22 protein-coding genes and 1 tRNA gene are annotated in these 20,846 nt (G+C 40.6%); 4 read left to right on the top strand and 19 right to left on the bottom strand.

What is annotated here, in order from left to right; genetic code table 11:
- Nucleotides 1-49: 49 nt before the first annotated feature.
- The 8 genes from H1S01_RS15765 to H1S01_RS15735 all read right to left on the bottom strand — a co-directional run bounded on the left by H1S01_RS15765 (nt 50) and on the right by H1S01_RS15735 (nt 6,380).
- Nucleotides 50-1,108, bottom strand: coding sequence for a ParB/RepB/Spo0J family partition protein (locus tag H1S01_RS15765; protein ID WP_188041375.1), 1,059 nt, complete (start codon nt 1,106-1,108; stop codon nt 50-52).
- Nucleotides 1,105-1,485 carry a hypothetical protein gene (locus H1S01_RS15760; protein ID WP_188041374.1) on the bottom strand — a complete coding sequence of 127 codons (381 nt, stop codon included), beginning with the start codon at nt 1,483-1,485 and terminating at the stop codon, nt 1,105-1,107. Before H1S01_RS15760 ends, H1S01_RS15765 begins: the two co-directional genes overlap by 4 nt.
- A 318-nt stretch (nt 1,486-1,803) precedes the next feature.
- Nucleotides 1,804-2,004, bottom strand: a complete 201-nt coding sequence (locus H1S01_RS15755) for a hypothetical protein (RefSeq protein WP_188041373.1) — start codon at nt 2,002-2,004, stop codon at nt 1,804-1,806.
- A 148-nt stretch (nt 2,005-2,152) separates the two neighbouring features.
- Nucleotides 2,153-2,395: a hypothetical protein gene (locus H1S01_RS15750; RefSeq protein WP_188041372.1), complete on the bottom strand. Its 243-nt coding sequence runs from the start codon at nt 2,393-2,395 to the stop codon at nt 2,153-2,155.
- A gap of 650 nt (nt 2,396-3,045) precedes the next feature.
- Nucleotides 3,046-3,519 (bottom strand): hypothetical protein, encoded by a 474-nt coding sequence (locus tag H1S01_RS15745; protein WP_188041371.1) that lies wholly within the window; start codon nt 3,517-3,519, stop codon nt 3,046-3,048.
- Nucleotides 3,520-4,031: 512 nt separating this feature from the next.
- Nucleotides 4,032-4,475, bottom strand: a complete 444-nt coding sequence (locus H1S01_RS22365) for a CBO0543 family protein (RefSeq protein ID WP_341479117.1) — start codon at nt 4,473-4,475, stop codon at nt 4,032-4,034.
- A gap of 493 nt (nt 4,476-4,968) precedes the next feature.
- Complete coding sequence (gene rpoZ, locus H1S01_RS15740) at nt 4,969-5,223, bottom strand: DNA-directed RNA polymerase subunit omega (protein WP_207732374.1); 255 nt, start codon at nt 5,221-5,223, stop codon at nt 4,969-4,971.
- A 335-nt stretch (nt 5,224-5,558) separates the two neighbouring features.
- Nucleotides 5,559-6,380 carry a hypothetical protein gene (locus H1S01_RS15735; RefSeq protein ID WP_188041370.1) on the bottom strand — a complete coding sequence of 274 codons (822 nt, stop codon included), beginning with the start codon at nt 6,378-6,380 and terminating at the stop codon, nt 5,559-5,561.
- A gap of 195 nt (nt 6,381-6,575) precedes the next feature.
- Here H1S01_RS15735 and H1S01_RS15730 point away from each other — a divergent pair, with 195 nt between their 5' ends.
- From H1S01_RS15730 to H1S01_RS15720, 3 genes are all read left to right on the top strand, one after another.
- Nucleotides 6,576-7,250, top strand: coding sequence for a hypothetical protein (locus tag H1S01_RS15730; protein ID WP_188041369.1), 675 nt, complete (start codon nt 6,576-6,578; stop codon nt 7,248-7,250).
- A 634-nt stretch (nt 7,251-7,884) separates the two neighbouring features.
- Nucleotides 7,885-7,960: transfer RNA gene (locus H1S01_RS15725), tRNA-Thr, on the top strand.
- Nucleotides 7,961-8,703: 743 nt separating this feature from the next.
- Nucleotides 8,704-9,513: a hypothetical protein gene (locus H1S01_RS15720; RefSeq protein WP_188041368.1), complete on the top strand. Its 810-nt coding sequence runs from the start codon at nt 8,704-8,706 to the stop codon at nt 9,511-9,513.
- A gap of 32 nt (nt 9,514-9,545) precedes the next feature.
- Here H1S01_RS15720 and H1S01_RS15715 read toward each other — a convergent pair whose 3' ends face one another.
- On the bottom strand, nt 9,546-10,718 hold the full coding sequence (locus tag H1S01_RS15715) for a tyrosine-type recombinase/integrase (RefSeq protein ID WP_188041367.1): 1,173 nt from the start codon (nt 10,716-10,718) through the stop codon (nt 9,546-9,548).
- Between the two features lie 444 nt (nt 10,719-11,162).
- Here H1S01_RS15715 and H1S01_RS15710 point away from each other — a divergent pair, with 444 nt between their 5' ends.
- Entirely contained in the window at nt 11,163-11,405 is a 243-nt protein-coding gene (locus H1S01_RS15710) for a hypothetical protein (RefSeq protein ID WP_188041366.1), read from the top strand.
- A 543-nt stretch (nt 11,406-11,948) separates the two neighbouring features.
- Here the strand turns inward: H1S01_RS15710 and H1S01_RS15705 are convergent.
- From H1S01_RS15705 to H1S01_RS15660, 10 genes are all read right to left on the bottom strand, one after another.
- A complete protein-coding gene (locus H1S01_RS15705) occupies nt 11,949-12,524 on the bottom strand; it encodes a hypothetical protein (RefSeq protein ID WP_188041365.1) in 576 nt (191 codons plus the stop codon).
- Between the two features lie 497 nt (nt 12,525-13,021).
- Nucleotides 13,022-13,492, bottom strand: coding sequence for a hypothetical protein (locus H1S01_RS15700; RefSeq protein WP_188041364.1), 471 nt, complete (start codon nt 13,490-13,492; stop codon nt 13,022-13,024).
- 164 nt (nt 13,493-13,656) lie between these two features.
- Entirely contained in the window at nt 13,657-14,304 is a 648-nt protein-coding gene (locus H1S01_RS15695) for a hypothetical protein (protein ID WP_188041363.1), read from the bottom strand.
- Between the two features lie 171 nt (nt 14,305-14,475).
- The gene (locus H1S01_RS15690) at nt 14,476-14,820 is read right to left on the bottom strand and encodes a DUF2007 domain-containing protein (RefSeq protein WP_188041362.1); all 345 of its coding nucleotides are present in this window, start codon (nt 14,818-14,820) and stop codon (nt 14,476-14,478) included.
- 1,878 nt (nt 14,821-16,698) lie between these two features.
- The gene (locus tag H1S01_RS15685; RefSeq protein WP_188041361.1) at nt 16,699-17,106 is read right to left on the bottom strand and encodes a hypothetical protein; all 408 of its coding nucleotides are present in this window, start codon (nt 17,104-17,106) and stop codon (nt 16,699-16,701) included.
- Nucleotides 17,103-17,471: a sigma factor-like helix-turn-helix DNA-binding protein gene (locus H1S01_RS15680; RefSeq protein ID WP_188041360.1), complete on the bottom strand. Its 369-nt coding sequence runs from the start codon at nt 17,469-17,471 to the stop codon at nt 17,103-17,105. The genes H1S01_RS15685 and H1S01_RS15680 overlap by 4 nt, the downstream gene beginning before the upstream one ends.
- Before the next feature lie 21 nt (nt 17,472-17,492).
- Nucleotides 17,493-18,026 carry a nucleoside/nucleotide kinase family protein gene (locus H1S01_RS15675; RefSeq protein ID WP_188041359.1) on the bottom strand — a complete coding sequence of 178 codons (534 nt, stop codon included), beginning with the start codon at nt 18,024-18,026 and terminating at the stop codon, nt 17,493-17,495.
- Between the two features lie 2 nt (nt 18,027-18,028).
- Nucleotides 18,029-18,556, bottom strand: coding sequence for a hypothetical protein (locus H1S01_RS15670; RefSeq protein ID WP_188041358.1), 528 nt, complete (start codon nt 18,554-18,556; stop codon nt 18,029-18,031).
- A gap of 80 nt (nt 18,557-18,636) precedes the next feature.
- On the bottom strand, nt 18,637-19,809 hold the full coding sequence (locus tag H1S01_RS15665) for a DNA-methyltransferase (protein WP_188041357.1): 1,173 nt from the start codon (nt 19,807-19,809) through the stop codon (nt 18,637-18,639).
- Between the two features lie 82 nt (nt 19,810-19,891).
- Entirely contained in the window at nt 19,892-20,833 is a 942-nt protein-coding gene (locus H1S01_RS15660) for an FAD-dependent thymidylate synthase (protein WP_188041356.1), read from the bottom strand.
- Nucleotides 20,834-20,846: the final 13 nt, after the last annotated feature.

The following is a 20,846-nucleotide window of genomic DNA, read 5'->3' as shown; positions in this document are numbered from 1 at the left end:
TCGCCGGGTGTGGCGAAGTCGCTAGAGAACTATAGTTAGCAAAATGATCTTATGGCTTAATTAATTTTATAGAATCTTTTGGCTTTAACTTTCGTTCAGCCTCAATTCTTAAAATCCTCCATTCTTCTAAATGAGCCTCTGTGTTAGAAATTAATATATTCAGGGTTATAAGTAATTCCTGACGTTGTTCTAAAGTCATTTCATTGATTGAGTCAAATAAATCGGGGGAAATGGAATGAAACGTTGGAATACGTGAAATTAATTGATTAATTTTTTCTTGCAATGGAGCAACTCGAAGAAGATAATCTTCAATTATCTTTTCATCATCATGGGATATTATCTGCTTTTTATTTACTAGACTTAATTCTCGTGAATTATTTTCAAACTGATTATCGTAATTTTTGCTCCCCTCATATTCGAACCAAATAGATAGAAGATCATTTCCCTTTAAAGATAACAGTTTTTCTTTTGCGGTTAGACTTCTACTTCTATCTGTAAAAAGCGTAGAAATCCTCTCGATATCATCTGGGATTAGTTGTTCCTGAGCAACTTTAATAGCCAATTGATCGCGATATTCAATGGGTACTTTTTTTAATCTTAACGCTTGTTCCTCAGAAAGTGCCCCTTTAATAACATCATTTCCACCATGTATAATTTTTCTTACGTCGGAACCGAATAAAAGAAGATCTAGTTTTTTGCTAATATAACGTTCGGATTTCCCCAGCTTACCAGATAAGTATTTTTTTGATATTTTCCATCTCTGATCATTAAGTAGTTTTTGAAAAGCTAGTGCTTCTTCTATTGGAGAAATGTTTTCTCGTTGAAGATTTTCTGTGATTTGTTCAATATATATTTCCAGTTCATCGCTCGATTCCGAAATTATACATGGTATTGCTTCGTAATTTAGTTTTACAAAGGCTTTATAGCGCCTGTTTCCAAATATAATTTTGTACCTATTATCATTTATTTTTCTTACCTTTATTGGATTAAGCAAGCCAATTTCCTTAATACTTTCAGCTAATTCATCTATAGTGCTTTCAGTAAAAGTGTTTCTTGGTTGATCTTTATCCTCATCAATTAAATGCAATGGTATATTTTCTATTCTCATTTAGCACCCTCATCGGCAAACAATTCTAGTTGTGGTGAAGATATCGCTTTTTTTTCATGTTTCTCGTAGTGCTTAGCAGATCTAAAAAATCCTTTACTTATGTTTCTCCGTTTATTCGCCTGTTTTCTAAATTCATCTTTATGAATAGGCAAGAAGTAACCCTTTCCGTCATTACTTATAACGGATAAACTGCTATCGCTATCTGCGAACTTTATCAGATTTCTTATGTACCTGGTTAGTCTTTTTATCATATTTTCGTCTACATTAGGTATTTTCAGATGAGTGGCTATTCTTTCACTGGACCAAGGATCAGTTTTTCTCGAAGTTAAAAGCAACTCAATAATTTGGGCTTTATAACGATCAAATTCATTTTTCATTTATTATCCTCCTTAGATGGTTCGTGTGGGAGGTAAAATGAAAGGTTGTCGTTATGTCCTATAAGCTACGATCCCTATTTGATATTCGACAGCATCATCCAATCTATTCAATTACAAAGTACAATCTTCCATGTAAATAGTTTCTTGTACATTAGTCTACAGCTTTTTACTTATAAGATCAATATACCTCTTAGTAAAAAACAACGTCGAACTATTGGTCGTGTGTATTATAAGAAAAAAGTCCTGAAAGGTTAAATTTTAACAATATTTTTCCTTGTAAAAAAACGACCCCGCCAGTAACGGCGAGATCGTCGGAGGTCAATGAACGCGTTTCTTCATCTGTTCACGCTGGCCACAAAACAGCTCGGCCCGATTACTCGATTGCTCAAGGCTTTCCTTTAATAATTCCTGAACGCTGTTCGGAACAGTAAGCCCAGCGGCTTCGATTTGTTCTTGGAAAAACTCGAGGTCTTTGGCTAAGGTGGCATTTCTTACGCACTCGTCATTAAGGTAAGCCAAAGCAAGCTCATCTTCTTCCCTTTTCCGCTGCCGTCGAGATTCAAGCCATTCCTGGATGAAGACGCATCACCTCGGGGATTAGTGTGTCCAGGATAGCATCAAAAACAAAAGCGACCTCGCCGGTGGTGGCGAGATCGCTGTGTGGAGGTTAATACGTTTTGAGTTTTTTGAGGCTTCGTTTATAAGCCCGGGCGAAGGATTTAGAAATAGACAAATTCTTGTCAATGGTCTTTTCCACCTTATCTGCTATGCCTAACCTTGATAATCTCAAGCGTCTCTTGAACGCTTCAAGGTCTCTCACTGATTCTTCATAATGAGCTTGTTTCTCAGATAAACTCATTATTTTCTCAGTCCTACGCTTTAGGCCTTGATCCTCAATCCACTCAAACAATTGTCCCACCTCCATCAATTAGAATTCCTGTTGGAGTGGCGGAATATTTGCTTTAGTTGAATGTTTCTTTGTTAAGCAAAAGCGACCTCGCAGGTATTAGCAAAGTCGCTTTTTGATGATTAAACAAATTAGAATTTTTGAATGCATCACCTTAAGGTCTGCCAGATCAATAAACTTGAAGAAAAACGCAGTAATTGATCGTTGCATCTGTCCGCTTGTCAAATTCACGTGAACGAAATCCAAAGGTTATGCTTACTTGAACTTGATTCGGTGAAATTATTCGACTACTCGTCTGAATTTGGCTGCGAAAAAATAACCCTTCTTGATCGGAAAAGCCGTAGTCCATACCCTGAATAGACACGGAAGCTTGGTACACACGGTAAGGACTTGTATTATAAGTTCTTGTAATTGTTCTTACGGTAGCTAACGCCTCGGGAAAACGAACGGAATCGTTGATAATGCTAAGCATCGTTACACCCCGAGTTAACCTATGCTTTCCAATTCTACCTTGTTACACTTCAATAAAAAACAACCGCCCATTCACGCTGCTCCCGACAACGAGTGGTATTTGGGAGATCAGTGAAATGGGCGAATGGGTGAGGTTATTACGCTTAACATTATCGGGAAACGTAAAAATCGTTTGATAACGCCTAGTCCTGTGATAAAAAGATAAACCTATCATCTTCAATATTTAACTTAATGCCCAATCCATTACTCTCCAGTAATCTTTCGAAAAACCTCAAAAAGTATTTCCTGGACTCTAATATCTGTTCTATTTCTGTTGGGCTGAGTACTCGAAAATCACAGTTCCAATGGCAGTTATCTTTATTCTCTAGTAAACCTCCAGCCAATGTAATTATTTCATCCTGTGAATCATTCGAAAGTAGTTTGTCCGATATGAAGATCACCTTTATGTAATTGGCTCTGCTAAAATTTAATTCCTCTTCTATCCCTTTAAGATACGGATAATCTTCTAATGAACTAGGTCGGCGATAATCGACCAAGACCATGAAACTAATCAAGTCTCCGCAATAACCGTCTCTCAATAGAAATATTTCTACGTCCCTTAAACGTAATAACCTGGTCATCGTTATTTGCCTCACGACATCCTCCATTATTTTCAAGCTTTTCAATTATCCTTCGACATGATACCAAGTTTTCCTCCCGGACAATCAAATACGTTTTTAGATAGACGTAGCCACCTGATAAACGACAAAAAAAATACCGGGAGCTAGACATCCCGGTAGGCAGATGGATATTTGAAAAGAAGGCATTTTTAGATTAACATGCCTCGATATTGGAGTTCAAAGGACCGTAGACCTATTTTTTTAGCTAATAATAATTTCCTCCACCCAACAAAACTGCCCCCACACATCGCCCCCTACGCCCTCAAACACGACCAACCACTCCATTCATACCACAACGGGGCTCAAATCGGTGGCCTGCCGTTACTCAGGCGATACTAAAGCCAATATTTCGCCTAATAATTTCCTCTACCCATTAAACTTCACCCCACAGAATGCCCTGTATGCCTTCGAAAACAATCGACTATACCATTACCAGAATGGGGCTCGGATTGAACTGGGGCGTTATAGCGGGTGTGCGTGATGTGGGGGTTCTTAGGTGGTCATTTAAGCTATTTTTGTAGTATAAAATCTCCTCTAAACCATCTGTAGAAGATACGAGACGCCAAAAATGTTAAAAATATTGTAATCCAAGTCCAATACCACGACCAATGAATATAAGTTATAGTGTTAGTATATTTTTCGAGTATTGCTTCAAATCCAGATATTCCCGAGGTGTATGCCACGTAATGAGTTAATTGCCTAATAGTGCTCTTTTTTTCTGGATAGAACAAGTTGAATAAGACGCATATACCAGGATATACCACGTACTCAAAAGTTAAACTGGATTTCGTCGCATTAGGTAAAAAACGAGTGGGATACTCGATAAGATTCCATTCAACAACTATAAGGCCTAAAATCCACGTTAGAGTTTGCTTAAATAAAAAGATTACAACGCCGTCTCTTATCTTATTCCTTGGAACTAACCAGATAACAAGACCAATCGTCAGAAACATTGAAGTAATTTCGATTGTTCTATCTAAGGTCATAAGTAAGCCCCCGAAAAAGAGTTTTTTGTATTATGTCCAAAATAATCTTATAAAACTTATTGGGAAACAGAAAAACCGCCCCTCCCCACTGGCCTCCCTTTAGGGGCTCGGTAAGGTCGTGTGAACGGGCGGTTATTCTTCTATTCTGACCAATATTTGAATTGGCTAACACCTGTTCAACGGCTAGTTTACCTAATAATTTCCTCCAGACCTTAAACCCGACCCCACAGAATGCCCTGTGTGCCTCCTAAACGATAGGCTATATCATTCCATACCACAACTGGGTCAAATCGGACTTGGGCCATTACAGCGGCCTTATGTAGGATATGGGGGATTTTGGGTAATTTTGAACGATGATTTTTGGTCAATGACGAGGTTGCTCGATTCGAATTCATCGACAGCAGAATAAAAAACAGCCGGCCGTTGGCCGGACTGTAATTACTGTAATCAATATCTACGGTTAATATTTTCGATCAAACGTAGCCTCAACGCTCTCTTTGTTCTTCACAGGTTCGTAACGTATTAATCCTTCAGCAATTTCCCTAAGAGCAATACTTACCGGCTTTTCATCTTTCTTCGCATGAACCAATGGTTCGGCTGGTTTATTAGGGTCATTCAGTGTACGAGCTCGCTGGGCAGCGAGTATAACCATAGCGTATTTGCTGTCGACTTGACTCAATAAATCGTCTAATGATGGTTTATTGATGTATATCAACCTCCTTAAACTAGGACGGGCATCATTCTAGTTTTCGATGTAACCCAAGTATTTACTCAATAAGTACCCCAAAAGCGGGTAATTAAACTAGCCTTATGACTAATTATTTCCTACTCCCTTCAAACCCGACGTCACAGAATGCACCCTACGCCCTCCAACGCGACTGATATACCATTTATAACACAAGCTCGATATTGGATTCTTTCATACCACGATGGTAGCATATAAAAACAACAGCCCGGCCGTTGGCCGGACTTTAAGAATATAAAAAGAAAATTAGTTGGGTAAGTTCTACTTAGTTAGCCATATTATTTTTCCTAATAAATATCTAACATCTATTCTGGAGCATGGAGGTACGAAGTACTTTCTTTATTAACACCGGATCCAAAAGAAATTGATAATCCACTGAAAGAAACACTAGGAGTGAGGGTCACTTGAGAATGACCGTACGAAATAAGCATTGCAGCTTCACTTAGTTTTCCTTGTTTAGTTACTCTCATATATCCAGAACCATTTTTAGCCCAGTATGCTCCCTCTGTCATAGAAAACTTAGAACTCGCGGCCGTTCCGGCATTTTCAGGGTTAACGGTTACATTTTTACTATACGATGTTCCAATTGGATGTACGTATGTTACTTTATGGCTTGTTTGTGTATCAGGTATAGTCATATACATTTCGGGTGACCAGGTAAGAGCAACTATATCCGTCCCAGTTATTATCGGTACCGAAGACCAAGCCCACTCAAAATATACCCTGAAATTTGTTTTATCTGTAGTACTATTGTAACTAAAATTGTTTAACGCAGCTTTTAATGTACAAGTGGCGGACAAAGCTATAATTTCTGATTCTGTCCCTTTGAAATTTTTTAATGTGTTTATCTGACTATCTGTATAACCCATGTTCTTTAATGTTTGCGAATCTAACTTTGCTCTCTTCCTTAATTCTTCGGCATAATCTAAGGATTTAATTTGATTAATCTTATCTTTATTTAAACCTTGTGAAATCAATTCGTTTTCATTCATACTTTTTAGTTTCTTCAATGTTAAGTATTCGTTTGACTTTACCTCATTAGATTTATCCGTCTGTGCAAAACTGATACCAGTGCAGGTAAACGTAAATAGTAATAGGGAACATAACAAAGTTATAAGCCTTTTCATTTTTCTTTCTCCTTTTCTATAGTTCATGATTAAGAAATTGCGGTTAAACTATAATTCACCTCCTTTTAATTACAATTGGTTAACTAAAATAAATCTTCGAAAAACCAATTGACACAACATTTATCGCCAACAAATACACATATTTACATTAGAAAGAATATAGTGTATATTCTAAGTCAAAAGGAGAGTGGAATGATGTTAAATCCAAAAAATCATCTCAAATACATTATTTGGTTGGCTTTGTTGTTTATTGTACCTTTTTGTTTTTATTTGTCAACTAGTTTTGTTTTGCTAAATATGTCAGATAATGTCGAAGACTTGTGTTTTTCTGAAATATTAACCCCGTTATCCAACAATGAATTAATTGATAATCTAAAAGTCGACCATTTTTATTTGCATTTTTCGGGTGATGGATCAGTTAAAGAGTTAACTTGTCGATTAATTAAACCTACATCCAATTCAGTAGTTTTATACGATTTAAAATATGATGATTTTTTCAAAGTATATATTTTTTCTAAATCTAGGATAAACGATTTGTATTTTTACTCTGAAGATAATTTGCAATTGAATGTGACAGATTTAATCAATGCAATAAACACTATTAATTTTACTGACGTGTTAAAAGAAAATAACGACGGTGGTTTTTCATTGGCCTGTGATACAAGAAAAAGAAATTTAACAATCGAAAATTCCATACAGGCTAATGATTACTTTTATATAAAAGATAAACATATTGAAAAAACAATCTATAATAGCACTTATAGCAATGTGTTTTTGTTAGATTTATTTAATAATAAACGTAAAGTAAAAACTTACTTTTTTAGTCTATCTTTATTTAACAGAGAAAGTAAAGCGTTTAGTTTTTCTTAAGAACCATATGTAAATGCTAAAGAAGATAGCAAGCCATAATTTCAAGAGTTCTATTTCATACTGTTCATTACCCATCCTACCCTGTTATCATCCCCCTCCAAAATACCACCAAATTATCACTCACCTCACACCCCTCCCTCCATACCCCCCACCGGCAACACTGCCCCTAAAACTGCAACTCATCCTTCTATGTTCCCTCATCTTCTGTACCCCCGGTGGGCAACAGTATTTTTGGTCATTACCCGTCAAAATTGAAGTGTAACTGTAGTTCCGACAATTGCCCCCATCACCCAACACAAAAAAGCTCGCCTTAACTGGCGGGCCTTTTATACTATATCCCCTTAACTTAATCCCTTCTTCTCCCAACCAACACCACCCTAATATCCCAAAACTTACTCTCTGTTCAAGCTTTCAAAAATTGGCTATAATCATACCCAAATATAGACCGTCTTCCAACAGAGCAACTGACTTGTAATCAGTTGTTCCAACGTTCATTACACCGAGACTATACATCTCTAGTCTGTCATCAATGGGGGTATGCACTAAATTCCGAGACCTCCAATTTGCTCATGGAGATACCCCATGACTATTGATTAATGCAACTCACCAAATTGGAGATTACTTTACTTGACTCGCCGGCGTAGCTCAACAGGTAGAGCAACTGACTTGTAATCAGTAGGTTGCGGGTTCAAGTCCTGTCGCCGGCTCCACTACATATGCGGGTTAGCAGGATCACCAGGTGGAAGAGAGAACCAAAATGTGGTTACGGTCGTAGTTACGGAGGGGCATCTCTGGTGAAGCCATGGGGTTGAAATGGCCCGGTACGCAGGGGAAACCGACGGAAGCAGTGTGCTGACGGCGGTTTTTTGCGTTTCCGTTGAGATGGTTTTACGGTGAGGGTTATGGTGGTTTAACGAGGCCCGGTACGGGCCACGGGGATGACCATCCTTCCGATTGTAACTAGGGTTGGATTTACTCCCATGAATTACATAGGGAAGTTCAAGATATACTACCTTTGGTGTAAAGACCTCGTGGGACGGTAAGAAAGTAAACTCTGGTTTCGTTGTCGCCGGAGGCTTTCTTGCTGTTGCAGAGTGCTTCTCACAGATAGTTCCTCCTTAACAGGGGTACGGCCTTTCACCGTGCTCCTCCTTTTTTTGAATAAACATTGGGAATGAAGGGAACATTGAATTTGTCCCGTTAATAAAGAAGAGTACGGTACTGGATTGCCGTACTCTTCTGAGGCTAAAAGGTACATATCTGGTTATCTGAGAAAAGAAAGCGTAGGCCGGTGGCTACGCTTTTTTCACTTTTTATTACTTCAATTATTGCAGTTACCCCACGACCTTCCTTTTTACAGATGGCGATATGTGGTTGATATATTTAAATCCATTTTGTTATAATAGTGTCAACTTTGGGATTTTTACCTTTAATGAAAGTGAGAGGACTATAAATGGGAGCTTGGGGACCTGGCATATCTTCAAATGATGAGTACCTGGATGTTTATGATGAAATTATGAAGGAATTTAATAACGGAACGCCAATTGAAACAGCATTAAATAAAGTTGTTGAGAAATATGAAACAGCTTTTTTCGATGATACTAATGCATTGCATAATATGTACTTTGCCGCTATTTATGCTGGTTGGGAATGTGGGTATCTGAATAATAATCTTTATAATAAAGTAAAAGATATTATTGAAACTGGTAAGGATATTCAGTGTTGGCGTGAGTTAGAGGCATCTGCCTCGGATCTAAAAAAAAGGGAAAAAGCCCTGACGTCTTTCTTGACAAAAATATCTACTCCGAAAGTAAACCCTAAAAAACCTAAGCCACTAAAATATAAACCACCACTTTTCAACAAAGGTGATGTTTTATCAATTAAGCTTAATGATGGAACTTACTCGGGTGCTATTGTTTTAGAAAGTATCAAGACTAGTGAGGAATTTGGAAGCAATTTCATAGTCAAGGCATATATGAATAATACAGAGATGCCGACTGTCGAAAGTATCTTAAATGCTAAAGTATATAGTTATGCTTGGTATTCAAAAATTCATTACAAAAAGTACATAAAGCATATCGATGTTATCGGAAGAGTTGATATCAAATTTGATTATAGCTATCCTACTGGTCGCATTATATCTGGATGGAATACCTTTGTATCCGATTATAAAGATGTATACTATCGTGAGAATGTTGACATTAAGAATATTGTTTTATTTCTAAAATTAACTCCTGCTCAAATTTCTAATAGACGGAGATAGCAATTTTGTTTTCATCTCAAAACCAAGTGGGCCTACCCCATCTTCCTCGGACTTAACATTCCTTCAATCTTATCAATCGCTTGTTTCTTAACGTCGGGCAATACGTGACTATAGGTATCCAACGTAATTCTGATGCTGCCATGACCCAGTAATTCCTGCACCACCTTCGGATGAACCCCGGCCTCAAGTAACCGGGTGGCGTACGTGTGCCTTAACGAGTGGAGATTGGTTTTCGGTATTTCAGCTTTAGCCAGCAGTCGGTGAAACTTCGTGGCGAGGTTCCGTTGGCTAACCATCCGACCCTTTTTGGTCGTTACGACCAGCCCATCATCCTCATACTCTTCGCCCTCGCCCATCCGTTCTATATACTGGAGGACTTGCCACCTCTTCAACTGCCTAACCAGATCTTCGGTTATCGGAATCCTCCGGTAGCCGTTTTTCGTTTTAGGCTCTTGGATTATCTGGTGGGTTCTGTTAGGGCCGTATTCGTTCTTGACCAGTACGGTCCCCTTGGTAACGTCTATGTGACCACGTTCGAGATTGATATCGCCCCACTTCAAAGCCAGCAGCTCCCCCACTCTCATTCCCGTTCCGAGCAGCAGTTTGAAAGCAATCCAGAGTCTGTCCTCCTCTGCCACGAACATAAATTCCTTCATTTGATCTACGGTAAATACGCTGATTTGTTTTTGGGACGGTTTGGGCTTGCGGACATGGTCAGCTATGTTCTTGTTGATCAGTTCATCATGGATGGCTTGTTTGAGGGCTGTTCTTGCGGTAGTGAGAATCAGTTCGACTGTTCTCGTCGCTAGGCCCGATTGCCGTTTTTCGTTAATCAGCTTCTGTAGCTGGGTGGTCTGCAGTGCCTGGACCTTCACGTTGCCTAGCTTCGGCTTCAAATGAAGCCGGGTAATATATTCATAGGACTCCCAAGTTTTAGGCCGCACGTTGGGCTTTACATATTGGTCAAGCCAGATGTCGAGCCAGTCGCCGAAGGTTACAGTTGAGGGAATCACAAAGATTCCTTGACGATACTCGACTAAAGCTTGGTCACGCCATTGTAGGGCTTCGCCCTCTGTTTTGAAAGTTCTTCGAGCATACTTTGGTTTGCCGTTATCATCTTGGCCGATGTGGACCTGGGCTACAAAGTAGCCGTCTTTGCGTTGGTACACCGAGCCCTGGCCGGGCTTGTTGCGTTGGGAGGTCATGAAAAAACACCTGCTCCTTTCGATGTTCAAGATCGACTGATTTCAAGGGAGGCAGGTGTAGGTTATCTCTAGTGGGGCATGAAGGGAAGTTAAATCTAATGGTTCGGGACCAAGAGGCCGCAGGTTCGAATCCTGTCGCCCCTACCATGAGTTAGCTGGGGTTTCGTAATGTTATATGTTGCTACAGTTAGGATTTAACGCCTAACATGACGCCTACGGTGGTTTGAAGAGAATAAATTTAAGGCTCAGTATGAGAAGTCCTGGGCCTTATTGTTTTGTCTGGTGAAGTATAACCTAACATATACGGAGATGCCGGAAAATGGATACGGATTAAAGTATTGACAACACCTTAATTCCGGTGTATTTTTTCACCATGAGGTGTAATTTTACACTAATCATTAGCCCGTCATACCAAATAAATAGTTAGCTAGGGAGTGATGTCAGATGGCCCAAAGCTCTAGATTTATCTGTGCTATAACGGCCGCCTGGTTATTGGCTATAGTAAATTTAACAGGGGGAATTCTTTCTCATTGGATAAATATTTTCTCAATAATGTGCTTGGTAGGTGGAGTGTTCTTAGCTTACAGGGATAATCCTAATGGTTTTTCTAAATTTATGGCATGGCTTAATGGCTTAGTTCTTAGTGTTTTTTTGCTTTGGACTTCCCTAGCGGCAAGTGGAGTATAATGACTAACTCCAGATTGAGAGATGATTTCTTTGAAACCAGCCGACAAAAGCCAGTTAAATATCTGTGGTTTACGATACTGCTTGCCACTATATCCATATGTATCTGTTTCAATAATTTTTGGGGTTACGATGACAAAAGTCTAATCCTTTATATTAGTGGAGGCATTGTCGTATGGCTAATGGAAGAACAATCAACTCTGCCAAGACAAATATTTACAACAGATGAAATTAAATATCTTGTCTATGTAATTCATTATTTATCGTGGTTAAGTTTAGGCTACATCATCGATTATTTTAGGAGTCTAATCAAAGAGGTAGGTTGGATTTGGGAATAGACTGGGGTTAACGTCTTCCGATTCAACTGACTACCGATAATGAAACAACCGTAATGAGGCCGCACGTTCGAATCCCTTCGCCACAACCATGGTTTAGTTGGGGTTTAGTGCAGTGTGGTCTTTACCATTGTGGATTTGACGCCTACCGAACTTAGAAGATGAAAGAAAATGAGGTCGAAGATGAGAAGTCTTGGCCTTTTTCATTACATTACCAACTTACCGTTACGATTTCTCCTAGTTGGTTAAGTCCACGGAATACAAATCCCATACTCTCCGTGTTTGATGTCTGGAAATAGTGTGCTGCGTACCCGTTTATTACGTCTAGTTCTACATAAACTTTAGATTGTTCTTTTACCTCTTCCAGCGTTGATAGATTTTTAGTGTAGCCTTCGTTGGTTACTATGACTTTGTTTATATTTGGGTCTATAATCTCTACGGCTAAAAGAGTATCATAACGATCATCATCCGCTCGGTGAGATGCCCAGGCTGTTTTTATTTTTTTCTGAACCTCTTTCGATTCGATTAACGCTACACCTTGAACCCGATAGAGAATACCTAAATTTTGGTTAACAAGTTTTACATATCGTTCAGAGCCTGTGTCCCATATAACTAAGTTTTTATTTCCAAATTGCTTTTCATAAACAACAATTCCATCTTGATAAGGAAACGATTTGCGTAACGACGACTCTTCTGAAAAGGCATATTCTGCTGCATTCATCGCAAAACAAAGATATAAAAATAGCATGAAGAACGATCCTAAAAATAATGTCCTAATAAATCTCATATGTCCCTCCAAAAAGTAATATCACCTTTATGTGCTTCTATTGTTTCACTTAATTGTAACATATTGGGTTAAGTGGGGTAACAAAACCGTCTACCATCGGTATTCGGCATGAGACGGTTTTTCTAACATTACACGGTTATGGCGTTGTGATGTCACCGTTCGGGCTATAATGTTGTGGGATATGGTTGAGATAGTTATAGCCGATATTTCCATTAGAGGGAACGTTGGGGCGGTGTGGCCAGCGAATAGGCCTATTCCCTGCCCTGTTATAAACCAGTAATGAAACAACTGTATAGAGGCCGCAGGTTCGAATCCTGTCCCCCCGACCATGAGTTAGCTCGGATTTTATAATGGTAGGCGGTTCTTACGGTTAGGATTTGATGCCTAACGTGACGCCTACCGGGATTTGAAGCGGTGAAATATCGAGATAACGTAAAGCCAGGGACGATTGTCCTTGGCTTTTTTGTTGCAATCGTAGTTTAGTTCCCGTAGTAACCTTAATTAGATAATATCTGAAAATAGTAATTTGCGTCTGTTACTAACGTTTGAATTTCAAATGCAGTATCGAAAATTACGAATAGTGTGATTAATGTAATTGGAGTAATAAAACCAATAGCTTCTTTTTTAGGGTACTCGTTCTTCTTCTTAACGGCTAAGTAAACTATCGAGCCTAAGCATATCAGTAAATAGCCTATTGCTAGGTACATTTTAACGGTTTGCCTTTTTAATTGACTAATTGATTCCATAAAACTTTCCAATGCACTTTTGTTTTGGGGTGTTTCTACAATTTCTAAAGTCATGTTCTTGTTCCATAAATCCCAGGTATAAGTGCTATTTTCTTTCTTTACAACACAACGATAAGAACCACTTTCCGTTTCGTAAATGACGGTATCGTATCCAAATGCATAAGTGTAAAATGAAAAAACTATGGTTAAACATATAATTGTAATAGTTCCTAATTTTTTCACAATAATCACCTTTTTTTCACATTCCAGTAATATGCTAGATTTTAACATGTTAGTCTAGGGTGAACCTACAAAAACCATCCTCCTGGGATATCTGGCCTGGGACACTTTTTTCGCTAATTCACGGTTTTGACGTTATGAGCCCCCCTCCAATGATAAAAGGTAGCTTATATGTCTGCTTTCTTCACTCGAATTAGCTGTTGTATTTCGTTTGCATTTTTATTTATGTCGCCATGTTCCATTAGTAATTCAATGAGCTTTTCTTCTCTCTCAGATGAAAAGCTTATACTGTTGATTTCGAGGTTGTTTCTTTTAAGTATATTTATTATTTCTATTGATTTGTTAGCTAATGTTTCATCGTCTTTTATCACGTTATAGTGAAAATATACATTGAAGTTGTATTTTGGCGGATGATCATCCTCCTGAAGTTCTTTGTTTCCTATAACACCTGCAATATACTGTAGAATTTCTTTGTCAATAAAGCAGGAGTCGATTAAATCTCTCATTTCTTTAGCATCTTTGTTTTGCAAATAACTATCGTAATTTCCGCCAACACGAAATTCAGTTCCATCCTCGTTACAGTAAGCTTTTGAGGAGTAATCTCCTTTAATAGGATCATAGGTTACCCAGTTTATCCGAAATGTTTTATCGGGATATTCAACTTCCAAATGCTTTTTATATTCGAAATATATCGTTAACTTGTAAATATTAAAATATAATTGCCATGTGAAAAACATTAAAGTAATTAATAGCAATACTTTTTCCAAGATAGTTAATGCTTTTAACTTATTCCAGATTAGAATACCAGGCTTCAATAAGGTTCCCCCTTCTGGAACTGTGGACAGTTTTTAACAAAAAGGTCTAGCTTTTAGACTCTCGTCCACTCCCCGGTTGGCTTGAGGGTTCTTTTTTCTTGGTTTTGTTAAGCCAACCTTATGCGTACTTTTTCCATCACTTTGTTGTCACTACGGAAATCTCACTCATATTTATTGATCAGCAATAACCATAAATAATCCATACAGTATAGAGAAAGCAATCGCAATTAGAATAATTCCAGACAAATATGACTTATCTTGTTGATATGTTTCGTCACCGGAATTATCTTCTTCATACGATACAGATACTAAATTGATCGCATCGTCGTAAAAAATGTCTGGAACGTACAATTCAATATTATTAAGAGTGCCACCTGTTACTAGCTTTAGATATCCATCTGTTCCAGCATATTTACGCTGAAATGGAATGTTCGCTTCTCGGAGTATTGATTCCACAATTTCAGCTTTGTACACATCGGCGACGTTAATTAAATGTATCCATGTATCTTTATACATAGGTTATCAACACCCATTTGTTTAATTAAACGCAAGTTGTGACATTCTCAATAATGTAAAAAGAGATGTAAGTCATTCCTCATTTAGCTTTATCTAATCCCCCGGTCTGGAGAGAGCGGAGTGATTCATGAGCCAGTAAATGACCATCCCGAGAATCGGAAGTAAGAATGATATACTAACCCATAAAAATGGCGAAATATTTAATGCAGAATACCTAAGCCTTTTTGCGTCTTTATAAACGATACTGCAAACTGAGATATGGGTTACCAGGAGAAAGGTAAAGAATAATGGGTAAATTATTACCACCAAGGCTAATGCTAACTCAGACATTACAACCCTCCTAGCGTCAACACTAATTAACCAATTTCCAGATAATTTAATTTACATAATTGTAACATGATGGATTTCATTTTGCTACCCAACGCGTGTGCCAATAAGCAAAGGCCTGATATGGTTTTTTATGTTCATCATTTCACAGAATGAACATTGAGTTGAGGACTCACGTTTTTCCGTTGACTTCCTCCCCCTTTAGAGCGATGATGTCACTGCGGCAACCGCCCACCGAGGAGGAATGAATATCGAGAAATAACCGGCCCCGAAAAAAATTAAAAATTTAATTCCGCAATGATTCTACCGTCGAATCAACACGACACGCATTTGATTCATATACCTCATTAATGGCCCATTGCATGATGGGCCTGCAGCAAGGAGGAATCGATATCGAGGAATAGCCGGTCCCAGCTAAAATTAAAAATTTAATTCCACAACGTACAAGCATTTGCTTCAGATATTTTACATCTCGGTTCAGTGCATGATGGGCCGGATATATTAGGAGTGGTTTTATCGAGTGATGACCGGTTCTCTCAATTAAAGACAGCGACGAATCAAGTTCATTCCGCAGAGGAGGTCTGCCCTTCTGGAATAACGGTCTTGCCCGAATTCTCAACCAGAGGGAGGTCGATAAGGGCCAAAAGCTGAATCACCTGTTCTCGAAAATCAAATATGGGAAGCGTAGCTTCACGGTTGAGCTATGGGTTTTGGCTGGGGTCGCCTTAGCGATCATAGGTGCGGAATCCCCGGTGGAACACGATGGCAGCGTAACCTGCAAAATTCTCTAAGTAGTATATACCTCTTAGAACTAATTGCAGGTTTGCGGAAAGCGACCGGTAAGCCGATGGGCCACTACGCAGACGCCACCTAGCGAAGTCCGGCCACGTTACCGAAACCCACGGTCAGGGCAGTTTTGCCGATAAGTCAGCAGTGAACTTCGCCCATACCGTCGAGAGGCCAGTCTGCCAAACAGCCGATAGGTGACTTCAGCCGATAATCTGAGGGGCAGTTTGTCCTCACGACCAACAGCGAAGTCCTCCCAGCAATACCAGAGTCAACGTCCGACCATTAATCAAGCGAGGGTTCTTTTAATCTCACGACCGTCGCTTATTTGGCGTGGGCTTTTTTAGTTATCAAAGAGCGAAACAGCCCCCGTTGCGGGGGACTGTCTTGGCGTTAGGTTTATTTATCGTTGGTTAACGCAATATATCTATTTATGGTTTGGTCACAAAGATTTCTTATATCATTCTCTAGTTCGTCTTTTCGATCGTCATTAAGGTGATATTCCGATGATATATTATTGATTAAATCAATCATCGTCTTTTCGTAATACTCGCAAATTCTTATAGCGGCCACACCGGAGTAGATTAGATTTGTGAGTCTTTTCTCGTTTTCTTCCATAATCATAATATCTTCACCTTACTTACTTTTAGGAAAATAATCGTATCTAGCTATACCCCTTATTGCGATCCTCATTCTTCCTGTTTGAATTTTAGTATTAGTGAGAGGACGCCAGTGCGTCATTAAGCGAAAAAAATCGAAAGGCTGTTACGCCCCCTCTCGTTGCATATGACGGTATTTTTTCGGCTTAATCCTCGGCTTTCTACCGGTAGAGGGGACGTACCCCATATCACCAGTCGGCCTTTCCCTATTCATCCGTAGCTTCGTCTGCCCCTTACTCAAAAAGGGAAAATCCGTACGGGTCAGCTTATCGGGGCAACGGTCCTTCAGGTCGTCCCGGAGAATGTAATTCGCCAGCCAAAAAAGCTGTAAGCTATCCGGTACTTTTCGTGACTGTTCGAAATAAGCCTCCGTCAAGTCTTCCACCTCTTGATTCCGCCATCGGAGAGGCATGTCCCTCTTCACAAGCTGGGTTACTTCTTCTTTGAACGCCCTCTCGTAATCTGTACCGGGAAGAAACCGACCAGCGTAAGGGTTTTTTCTTTTCTCTTTCATGCCACATTTACCCCCTGCTCCTTGTTCCGATTTACCACAGCAATCCGGGATACCGCCGCGTTAATATGGTCACTAACACCTTGTTGGGTAATGGAAAGCCTTCGGGCCACTTCTTGTTGGGTGTATCCTCGGAAATAGACCAAGTATATTACAAGCCGCTGCCGAGATGTCAGAGAGGCTTCCACCACAGAATTCGTAAAATCGATTAGCAAATCACTCGCCGCATAATCTGCCCGGCTAAACCTCATTTCCCGCAGTTTGTGAACATTGGCAAGCAGAGCATAAATACCCCGTTCTCTGTCCATTGGATAGGCTTCATCCATTCTCTTTTGTTTACCGGAAAAATCAACTTTGCAGGTTCCCATCCCCCCGATTCCCCCCTCCGTTCAGATGTTCGATAGCACCGTTTCTACCTGTTCAAATAGTCGCCTACGGTTGCTGTTGTTTGTGATCTCGAAATCTACCACGTATCGTTCAATATGGGATTCTGTTTCATGGTTCACATCTTCAGCCGTAAACACATCCCCCAGAGCTTTCATTCGGGCCGTCCGATTATCTTCCGTAGAATTTACTCGAACAATTGTAAACCCCTCGGTCACTAAGGCTGCGTATTCATTCGGTTGCCGTAGGTCGGAAATCACAATCGAATCCGTAGGGTTGGTTTCACTCACCATCTGTCGCAGTAAGTAACGCACCCACACGTCCGGGTCATTTCTCCGTAATGACTGCCCCACATCCTGATAAAGAGAACGGTGTTTCCCTCCCTCTATCTCAATCTGGGGGTACAGTATCCGGGACACCATTCTTACCCCATCTCCAAAGGCAAAACGCTTAAATCCATGCTTTTCTATGAGATAGTCTGCAATCAGGTCTTTACCGCTTCGCATCCTTCCGGTTAATGCAATTTTTACGCCGTACATAGTCACCCACATTTCCCATAACGTTCTTTCCCCTTTAACGCCGTCCATATATAATCCGCAGCAGATAGTTCGTAGCACAGTTTTCCACCCCAATGGGTAAAGGGTAACGGTTCTCCACTTTGTTTAATGGCTTCGAGTTGTCTTGTTTTGAGCACTGTAAAGACTGGAGACGGAGTTTGCCATCCGTTTACCCAGATCACCGAGGCACCTTGTTTCAAATAGCTTTCTAACTGATCAGCCTTGAAGCGGAATGCATTAAGCACTGAATTGTTAAACTTTACTTCCACGGGTTTTCCGTTCAATAGGTAATCCGCATTTAGGTTTACTCTAGCATTCATCAGCAGTCGCCCGGAGTTATCGCAGCCGTTATTTTTGACAGTCAGGACTTCCCCGGTCTTTTGCCGCCAGTAATCCACATAGAGAGCGATGATTTCCGCTTCCGTTTTGGTTCCCTGTGCAATGTCACGGGCAAACTCCTTAATCGTCCTCCCTTCCATTCGATAAAAATCGTACAGGGCTGCTTGGGCCATTTCATCTTCCTCCCCCTCTTTGTCCCTATATCCTTAGATGCCGATGGAAAGGAGAACTTGTGACAAAAAAAGAGGGAGGGTTATCCCACCCTCGCCCTCGCAATTTCTACATATTCCGGATTTTGTTCAATCAAGATAAACGCCCGATCTTCTTTCAGAGCCGCTACCCCTGTGGTCCCACTTCCACCGAAGGGATCTAGCACGATTCCACCGGGAGCCGTCACGAGCCGAATTAGCCATTGCATCAGCCCAACAGGTTTCACCGTTGGATGAAAGTTTCGATTCATAACGGGTTTTCTTTCCCGACCATCGAGGGTATGGGTGCTGTTTAACACTCCTCTACCGCTACCGGGATACACTCGACGTTCCTCTATATGAATGAGATTCCCTTTCCAATCACTGTTCTTTTCTTTCTTTGTGGGCTTTTTAGAAAGTTCTTGCGGAGATATATTGAAAAACCTACTGAACCATTCATCAGATTCTTCGGTTACGCAGTTTGCGGGCCATCTACCTTCTTGACTGGATACCGAACATGTTCCCGATTTATCTTTGATTCTACACCCATTTACATTAATAACCCCGGCTCCGTACTGTTCAACGGTATCACAAACCGTTCCCACTAAAGGCTTCCGGGCCATGATGATCGGTTCATGGGAAGGCTTTAACGCCGTTCCCCAGCCGTCCCACTTTTTCGCCTGTTCGGTCACCGGCATCTTGCTGTCTGTTTCGTGAAATCCCTGTTGTACTGCCTTGTCCATCCATGGCCGGGAGTTCTGACCTCCGAATCGCAAGACGGGATTATAGGGGACTTTCACTTTCTCCCGTTCGGCCCCTGCCCGTTTGTCAAACTGTTTTCCTACGTCTAAATTCTTGGGAAATCCACTGGTATATAGCCATTCGATTACGTCTCGGATTTCAAACCCCGCCAGCCGGAGAGCCATCGTCATTAAGTCCTGTGTCCGCGTCCCGGCAAAACATAAAAGATGGCTGCCTGGCTTCATGACCCGGTACACTTCTCTCCACAACTCCGGGCTAGGAACAAAAGAATCCCATGTTTCACCCATGAAACCACCAGACCAATGATTGTAATCTTCGCCCGCCAACCAGTTCGTCAGTACCTCGGTAATATTGGGTTCCTTTGAAAGCCCGTATGGCGGGTCGGTCACGCAGGAATCGACACTGTTATCTGGGAGCGTTTTTAGAAGCTCTTGGCTATCCCCTTGTAGTAGTTGGTTCTTCGATTGTTGCATCATGTAATCCCTCCTATGTCTCTTAGATACCGACAAACAGATAGGGATTGTGACAAGATAAACAGTCATTGAAAAAATAAATCCGTTAGTCCCACATCGATTTCGGGACCTTCCCCAGTTTCTCCATGATCAGTTTGTAAACATCCAGGGTGAAAACGTCATTTCCCTGGGCTTTTTCTTTGTCTAACAGATCACCCAGGGTGGGACGTTGCTCCCGTAGCTTTCGCATCGCCCGTTTCTGGGTTGACATGTGTTCCCCATGATACTCCTGAAGGAAATCCCACTTTTCCAGGTCCAGTTCCCGTACCGCTTCGAACATGTTTTGCACAATCTCTTTCGTTTCACCTTGGGCACCGGGTTCCCATAAACGCTGCTGAAAAATATTCTTTGCCAAGGCTTCTTCGGAAAAGTCAAACATGAATGGGGGAAGAATCACACCGGTTGGATATAGCGATCGTACCGCTTGCAATTGTTCCTTCGTGTCGGCCTGCCGGGTCAGTTCCTCACATTGGGCCAATTGGGACTCCATCATAGCTTTATAGACCTTTCGGTTCTTAGCTTCTTTGGGAATGACATATCCCCAGGGTTTATTCGCTCGCAGACCGCCAGCAATCCGGCGATTCCGTAATGTATAGGTGATGAGATGGTCATAAGCAGGCTTACTTACCCCTATATAAAGGAAAGAAATCGTTTCGCCGCGAATCGGTTCATAGGAATGCCCGGCCCTTACCATACCTTTTAGAAACCTCTCGGTATTATCCATGTCGTCATATTTGCCCAAATACAGGGCTGCGGCGAAGGCAGAGGACAGGCGTTCCCGGTCGGTATACCGTAATGCAATCACCCGGCCCTTTTGAACAGGCTGAAATCCCTGCATTCTATAAACCCGGTTAATGAAATATTCAATTCGAGCAATGTCCATCTGCCGATCCTGATTCAGAAACACATAATCATTGCCGGTAATTTCATTCAAGTTGATAGAAAAAATGTCGTCCGGGAGAATGGCTTTTCGAAGGTTATTCTTCATATAAGATTCCACC

The organism is Heliobacterium chlorum (genome assembly GCF_014502795.1).
Taxonomy (GTDB): Bacteria; Bacillota; Desulfitobacteriia; order Heliobacteriales; family Heliobacteriaceae; genus Heliobacterium; species Heliobacterium chlorum.
This window is presented reverse-complemented; position numbering and strand designations above follow the sequence as displayed.